5 protein-coding genes and 2 pseudogenes are annotated in these 7,117 nt (G+C 38.7%); 2 read left to right on the top strand and 5 right to left on the bottom strand.

Going from position 1 to position 7,117, the window contains the following annotated elements; all coding sequences use genetic code 11:
- Positions 1 to 46 precede the first annotated feature (46 nt).
- Positions 47 to 409: pseudogene (locus GQR53_RS20055) on the bottom strand (Mg2+ and Co2+ transporter CorB); the annotation flags it as partial.
- A gap of 77 nt (positions 410 to 486) precedes the next feature.
- On the opposite strand from GQR53_RS20055, the gene GQR53_RS20050 reads away from it, so the two are divergent.
- Positions 487 to 1,500 (top strand): IS110 family transposase, encoded by a 1,014-nt coding sequence (locus tag GQR53_RS20050; RefSeq protein ID WP_165745025.1) that lies wholly within the window; start codon positions 487 to 489, stop codon positions 1,498 to 1,500.
- 235 nt (positions 1,501 to 1,735) lie between these two features.
- On the opposite strand, the pseudogene GQR53_RS20045 reads toward GQR53_RS20050, so the two are convergent.
- From GQR53_RS20045 to GQR53_RS20030, 4 genes and pseudogenes are all read right to left on the bottom strand, one after another.
- Positions 1,736 to 2,437: pseudogene (locus tag GQR53_RS20045) on the bottom strand (CNNM domain-containing protein); the annotation flags it as partial.
- A 55-nt stretch (positions 2,438 to 2,492) separates the two neighbouring features.
- Positions 2,493 to 3,845: a magnesium transporter gene (locus GQR53_RS20040; protein WP_165728468.1), complete on the bottom strand. Its 1,353-nt coding sequence runs from the start codon at positions 3,843 to 3,845 to the stop codon at positions 2,493 to 2,495.
- Positions 3,846 to 4,159: 314 nt separating this feature from the next.
- The gene (locus GQR53_RS20035) at positions 4,160 to 4,909 is read right to left on the bottom strand and encodes an RIO1 family regulatory kinase/ATPase (protein ID WP_138489524.1); all 750 of its coding nucleotides are present in this window, start codon (positions 4,907 to 4,909) and stop codon (positions 4,160 to 4,162) included.
- A gap of 133 nt (positions 4,910 to 5,042) precedes the next feature.
- Positions 5,043 to 5,558: a MarR family transcriptional regulator gene (locus GQR53_RS20030; RefSeq protein ID WP_240917520.1), complete on the bottom strand. Its 516-nt coding sequence runs from the start codon at positions 5,556 to 5,558 to the stop codon at positions 5,043 to 5,045.
- A gap of 171 nt (positions 5,559 to 5,729) precedes the next feature.
- Here GQR53_RS20030 and GQR53_RS20025 point away from each other — a divergent pair, with 171 nt between their 5' ends.
- Positions 5,730 to 7,055 (top strand): IS4 family transposase, encoded by a 1,326-nt coding sequence (locus tag GQR53_RS20025; RefSeq protein ID WP_165745024.1) that lies wholly within the window; start codon positions 5,730 to 5,732, stop codon positions 7,053 to 7,055.
- Positions 7,056 to 7,117 lie beyond the last annotated feature (62 nt).

The raw sequence follows: 7,117 nt of genomic DNA, 5'->3' as shown, positions 1-7,117 counted from the left end.
AATCCCCGCTAATTTCTTAGCAGGGATTTGTGTATAAGAGACAGCTTTATCGCGGCTTTTTATTCTCTGTATTTTCATGCAGTTCGAGTTTTGGTGCACTCATACCTTTGAGCAACCGACCAAATATATCAGCGCCGGTAATAATGCGTTTCACGTCGCTCCACACTAATACCACATCGTGATCAATGGCCCCATCAAACGATTTATCTAAAGAATGATTAGCTCGTATTTTTAAAATCACTTCACTCAAACGCATCGCTTCATCAGCAACAATTATAGGCCTGTGACAATAATGATAAGGGTCAAACGTATCTGGCTCAAATAACGCTGATCTTAAAAAACCGTCAGCATCTACCACTAATAAAGGCCAACCGTCTTCATTGGTAATGATCACCCAGTTATAACCTGATGTAATGGTCTCCTCCCTATACGGCATCTATGTGCCATGATTAAAGTGGTTACAATAATCAAAGGGAGAAGACCAAAATGAAGATTACAACAATTGGTTTAGACATAGCAAAAAGATTTTTCCATGTGGTGTGCTGCAATGAACAAGGGCGCTTAGTTAAAAAGAAAATGTTAAAGCGTGCGCAAGTGTTATCTTTTTTCCAACAACACACTACGTGTTTAGTTGCTTTAGAGGCCTGTGCAACTTCTCATTTTTGGGCTCGAGAAATCAGAAAATGTGGTCATCAGATAAAGCTTATTCCACCTCAGCATGTAAAAGCCTTCTTAGTTGGCAATAAAAATGATTATAACGATGCTTTAGCAATTAGCGTTGCTTCAAAACAACATCATATTAAGAGTGTCTGTATAAAATCAGTTGAGCAACAAGATAACCAAGCACAGCACAAAGCGAGAGAATTAGCGGTCAGACAAAGAACGGCACTATGCAATCAAATCCGAGGCTTAACTGCTGAATACGGAATTATTTTAAATCAGGGTATAAACACAATACGCAAAAGTATCCCCCTAATTTTAGAAGATGAAAATACCGGATTATCAGGCGCATTTAAAGCGGTACTAAAGCAGTTAGAAACACAATTGAGTAACTTAGACAGCTGCATTGAAACTTACAGTACATTAATAGTTGAAACAGCAAAAAATAATGATATTTGCCAACGGATCCAAACAATACCTGGATTTGGTCCTATGGTATCAAGCGCCTATTTCAATGAAGTTGGAAATGGCAGTAACTATAAAAGAGGCCGCGATGTTTCAGCGTCTTTAGGTATCGTTCCGCGTCAACACAGTAGTGGCGGGAAAGGTACTTTACTTGGGATAAGTAAGCGAGGAAATAGCTACTTAAGGTGCCTGTTGATCCAAGGAGCAAAAGCGGTTGTCTCAAGAGCAAAAACGAAGAATGATAAATTAAGTCAATGGATAAACCGACTGGTTCAAACTCGAGGGCATAATCGAGCATGTGTAGCTTATGCCAACAAGATGGCGAGAATGGCTTGGGCTATTAGCGCTTCAGGTGAGAGTTACTCACCCGTATAAATACTCTTCAAAGAATTGCGTAAGTGGCTAAAACGATGACATAACAGGTCAAACCTGCATATTGAAAACCTATAGAGTTCAGTGGTAGTAAATACCGATAACCTGATCAGGACAATATGCGCGGATTACATCAAGGTCAGAAGTAATAATCTTCACTAAAAGACCGTATATATGACAGCAAACCTGTCCCTGCTATCGTTGAATGACACCTTGCAATACTGGAGGAGACCATATATGACTTATGTAGTTTGCGTAAAAACTCATTATCAGTTGTTAATGTAAGGTCTGGGAAAATAGGTAAATCAAGCTTAGTAGGCAAAGCAATAATAGAGTCTGGATCAATTACCTCACCCTCTTTGGTTACGCTTATTTCATCTAAGCTAAAAAAGTTAAGCGCGCCTATTCCCTCAACGTGTTGAACATCAGCTTCTTCAGCCTCTATGTGTTTGCGAATAATACCCCTGAGCTCGCTTTCAGCAAAGTACGTAATCCCCTCTTTACCTAACCATGCATCGAGTATTAAAGCCGTTGGCTTAGCAACTATATAAAACAGAATCTGATAAAACTTAATTAACGGCGAAAGTAGGCTTGCCATTTTTAACGCATTACGCGAAAAATAAGCCTGCGGTGTTATTTCACCAATAATAGTAATTGCGATAGTTGAGAATAAAAACGAACTTGCGCCCATTAATACCGAATCAGAAAGTAGTGTAAGTAGTACGTTAATACCTACGTTGCCCCACAAAATAGTCGACAATAAAAAGTTAGAGTCGTTTCGAAGGGCCATGACTTTTATAGCCGCCTCGTTCCCTTTTGCACTTTCCATTTCAAGCTGAAGCCTACTTAGTGAAAAAAACGCTAAGTTTAAGCCCGAAAATATTGCCGATTGTGAAATACACAAAGCAATTGCACACCAAATCATGACTTCAAAGGTCATTGTATTTTCCTGTTAGTAATACCAATTCACTTAATTAAGCGAATTGGTACAAGGCTTATAAAAGCAATAAACTGCCTAAACCTAAAAAGGTAACAAACCCAACAATATCGGTAACGGTAGTTAAAATTACCGAACCAGATAACGCAGGATCAATTTTCATTTTGTCTAAAATAGACGGAATAACAACACCTGCTAGTGACGCGGCCACTAAATTCAATAATATGGCTACCGTAATCGTAATACTAAGCATTAAGTCGTTAAACCATAAAAAGGTAAGTAGGCCGATTACAAACGCCCATACCAAGCCATTTACAGCGCCAACACGCAGCTCTTTTTTAAGCAACGCATTACGGTTTGAATCTGTAACCTGTCCAAGCGCTAAACCTCGCACAATAACGGTTAATGTTTGACTACCTGCAATTCCCCCCATAGAAGCGACCACTGGCATTAATACAGCTAATGCTACAACTTGTTCTATCGTTGCGCCAAATAAACCGATAAACCACGACGCTAAAAAGGCAGTTGCTAAATTAATACCTAACCATATACCACGGTTTTTAGCACTTTTTCGCACACTTGCGAACAGGTCTTCGTCTTCACGTAAACCACCGGCTTTAGCGGCTGCTTCATCAGCAATTTCTTGTCGTAATTCATAAGCAGAGGCAATGGTTAATCGCCCAAGTAATTTGTTATCAGCATTAACCACTGGCAGTGCCATTTTTTCACTGTGGATCACCACTTCTGCCGCTTCATATAAATCATCATCAGCATGGAGCGATGAAAAGTCATGATTTGCCAATGTCATTAAATTATCGGTGTCGCTGGCTTTTATTAAATCATTTACCGCAACCTCACCTATTAAACTACCCTTGCGGCTTACTAAATAAATAACTTCACTGTATTGCGGTAAACCTTTGTGTAGCAATTTTTTAGCACCACCGGCTGTTAGCTTCTCCGATACTTTTAAAAAGTCAAAACCTAACCAGTGACCTAATTGTTCTGGTGGGTATTGCTGCGCTAATTCATATTGTTTGGTTTGCGCTTCATCGAGTTGCTTTTTTGCATACTCAACAAATCGCTCTGGTATAACTTCTTCAAGTTCCAGTAGCTCTTCTACATTAACTTCATCAAGAAGTTTAAAAGCCTCTGTGTCTTCTAGCGTTTGCAGCAACCACAAACAACTATCTTCACTTAAATTAACAAAAATTTCGTGTTGTGTGTCTTCATCAAGCAACTGCCAAATTTCAAGTCGTTGTTCTTTTGGTATCGCCTCAAAAAGTAATGACAGGTGCTCTGTTGAAAGCGTTAACTGCGCATCTGCTAATAATTTATTTTTGCGTTCTGTTGTATCGCATTGCAATAAATCATTTATGAGCTGTGGAAGTTGGTCTACCGGATACTCAATCATCTTAAAACCTTAAAATTTAAAAGCGCACATTATTTATAGTCTACTTGAACAATAAAAAATTGCAGAAAAAACGTGAACTTATTAAGCATGCGCAAGCTATTTTTGCGCATTGTATGGGCAAACTAAATGCAGTACTAATATTTATTTTAAAAAATTAAAAAAACAGTAAAAGGAATTTTTTTTGAGGGATTAAACAACAAGTAAGCAAACCAAAGGGATTACTTATAATAAAAAAAATCCCATATTAGCTAGGCTAATATGGGCAAAATCACACAATGAATTAGGTGTTTTTAAATTACGGTTTATTCTTTAAATTAAAGTCTATCAGTAATATTTCGTACTAAGTCAGAATCTACAAATTGAGTAATAAGTGCAGCGCCCCACGCATAGCCTCGCTGTATTGGGTAACCTTTAAAAATCCAGCGTTTACGCACGTGATTAAAGCGCTCTAAATAGTCTTGCTTTTTTTGTGGCAGAGGTTGCTCACCCAATTTATTCCATGCTTTATATACGCCTGACATGTCAGACCCTCGCATAAAGCGTTGCAACCAACGTGGAAAACGAGAAAAGCTAATAGTGGACTGAAAATCAATAAAGTAAGGTTTACCGTCTGCGCCGCATAAAATATTACCCATATTACGCAAGTCTAAATGCACGATGCCTTTGCGATGCATTTTTGCTACTTGACGCTCAAGCTCACTAAAAAAGTTAACAGGTAGTGTTTTGTCTTCATGAATTAAAGCGCGCAGTGGCGTGCCTTCGATATAGTTATAAGCAACCGCTATCGGCGACAATCTACAAAAGCGGTTAGCAACTGCGTTAAGCTCTGCTAAACGGCTCAACCCTTTATACTCTTGATTTACCGACATACGTGCAAATGTTTTGCGGATAAACCACGGGCTTTGGCTAAAATCTTTAACAATTAAATCAAATTCATTATCTTTATATCGATACACAATCGCGTTAGCAAAACGTCCCTTATGGACAACACTTAAGTGATGTTGCATAAAAGTATGTTCTGGAAATTGCTGCTGTAATTGTACTAACAAATTATTTTCAATCATAACAAACCTAACAAGATGATAACTTTAATTGCCTAGGCAACTATATTATCAAAGTTAGATTCTGCGCACAATCAGATCAACAAATTAGCACGCTAACTTTCTATTGAAACAGTATCGCTATTTTATTGATAATCTACTTTTGGGGGGAGTTTGGCAGTGAATCAAGATTATTTATAGCTTTGAATAGTAAGTCGATTATTTGGTTTTTTTCTGGCTCTGAAAAACCATTTAATGCTTGCGTATAGACTTCGTTCACTACAGGCATAATTTCAGGACAAAGCGCTTTACCTTTTTCACTTAAACACAAAATAGTTGAGCGCTTATCAAGCTCACATTGCGTTTTAATAATGAGTCCTTTTTCTTCAAGTCGGTTTAGTAAGCGGCTCATAGCGCCACGATCATAAACCATATACTCGCAGAGTCCTGCAAGCGTATTAACCGACTCTCTCGCAAGTAGTACAACCACAATATATTGCGCTGAAGTTAGGTCCATAGGGAGTAACTTGGCATCAACATGAATGGCTAATCTCGAACGTAAAAAAGAGACTAAACGCCCCAAATCTTGCTCTGGCACTAACTCTTCTCGAGTACAACGTTTAATTGATGGCATGTTTTGCATGGTTATTTCACTGTATAGGTATATTTGCATGCTGATAGACCTTAACGCATACAAAAAATTCAATAATTTTTACAAAAATTCGCCCACAAAAATAAAGCCGCTATTAGCTGTAATGCCGATCAGTTAAGGTTAATTGATCGGTTGACCGATCTAAATGATCGTGAATAATCCGTAATTAGTTTCGCTAATTACGGTTTTTTTATGGATATTCAAACAGCTCTTTCAACCACCTTCTCATCTGCTGATGAATTTACAACGCTTGATAACTTATCTGGCATCTTAGATCCCGAATTACTTAACCAAGCTTTTGAAAAATCGGGTGTCGCCACCGTTCGTAAACGTCGCCTACCACTCGATGCTGTCGTTTGGTCTGTGATTGGTATGAGTTTATTTCGTCATGAATCTGTTTGGGATATAGCCTCTAAAATGGACATCGCCTTACCAGGTAAAGGGAAACTAGTTGCCCCTAGTGCCATGGTTCAAGCGAGACAACGCTTAGGTGAAGATGCTGTCGAGCAGGTCTTCAAGATGATGGCGTCACGGCATTATAATCATGCCCACTTCGATACATTTTGTGGCTTAAATCTATTAGCAGTTGATGGCGTTGTTTTTCGTACACATGATACGCCAGAGAATAAAGACGTATTTGGGTGTGGCTCAACCCAGTATGGTGAAAATACCTATCCGCAAATTCGGATGGTATGCCACATGGAGCTAACGAGCCATCAACTCATTAATTGTACTTTTAACGGGCAACATCAAGGAGAAATGACACTCGCTGAAGAGCTCATTGAAGGTACACCGGATAACTCATTAACCTTATTTGATCGCGGTTATTATTCATTAGGGCTTTTGCATCGTTGGCACCAAGCAGGGACTGAAAGGCACTGGATGATACCTGTCAGAAAAGGCTTAACCGTTGATACCATAAAGAAAGTGAGTAAAAATGACCAGTTAGTGCGTCTTAAAACATCGCCACAAGCGCGAAAAAAGTTTACTGACTTGCCAGAGTTTATAGAAGCTCGGCTGCTTACTTACACGCATAATAATAAGCAGTATCAGATTCTTACATCAATGCTTGATGTAATGCGTTACCCATCAAAAGAAATCGCTGATTTGTACATGCATCGCTGGGAAATAGAAATAGGATATCGAGAAATAAAACAAACAATGTTGCACTCAAACTATATCCTACGCTCAAAAAGGCCGGATATGATAAGGCAAGAATTGTGGGGGTTACTAATTGCCTACAATATTATAAGAATAGCCATGCGTGAGGCAGCAGAGTTACTGGAAGTATGGCCAAATCAACTGAGTTTTTCTCATTGTTCAAGACATATCAATGTATTTCTGTTAACTATCCCACTGACAAGTCCGGGAAATTTACCAAAACGCTATGAGCATTTATTAGAAACGCTGACGCTATTTCAGTTACCAACAAGGCATCATGAGCGCAGCTTTCCACGATGTGTGAAAAAGAAACCATCTAAATATCCCTATAAAAAAAAGCCAGTCAGTGTTAACTGACTGACATTACGCTATTAGCTGTCTCTTATACACAAATCCCTGCTAAGAAATTAGCGGGGATT

Source organism: Pseudoalteromonas sp. Z9A6 (assembly GCF_011378805.1).
GTDB classification, from domain to species: domain Bacteria; phylum Pseudomonadota; class Gammaproteobacteria; order Enterobacterales; family Alteromonadaceae; genus Pseudoalteromonas; species Pseudoalteromonas distincta.
The sequence above is the reverse complement of the archived record's forward strand: the minus strand, read 5'-3'. Positions and strand labels throughout refer to the sequence as shown.